This window comes from Paraburkholderia sp. SIMBA_030, assembly GCF_046535245.1.
Classification (GTDB): domain Bacteria; phylum Pseudomonadota; class Gammaproteobacteria; order Burkholderiales; family Burkholderiaceae; genus Paraburkholderia.
Window position 1 is genome coordinate 1 of the sequence record NZ_JAWRXB010000377.1, and the last position, 277, is coordinate 277.

Below are 277 nucleotides of genomic sequence, written 5' to 3' on the forward strand. Positions count from 1 at the left end.
GGGCTTGCTCGAAAGCCTCCTGCGTCGCATCACGGCGTGATGGCTGAGAATAATGCCGATCGCCAGCAGAATGTCCGACACCGACGTCCATTCGATGAAGCGGTCATCCTGGTCATGGGCGTCGAGTGCCTGTTGAATCTGGTTGATGGTTTGCCAGACCCAGACGGCTGTGCCGACCGCACCGCTAAGAACATTCGAAGCGACGTTGAAGAGCGCCCAGCCGCTGTCCTTCAACACACTCCAGCGTCGTTCGGCGTTGGATCGCGATTGTCGGTCG

At 59.2% G+C, this 277-nt stretch carries 1 protein-coding gene; it reads right to left on the bottom strand.

Annotation, left to right across the window (positions count from 1 at the left end):
- On the bottom strand, positions 1-234 hold a 234-nt coding region (locus SB772_RS40415; protein ID WP_410838571.1), incomplete at its 3' end, for a hypothetical protein.
- Positions 235-277 lie beyond the last annotated feature (43 nt).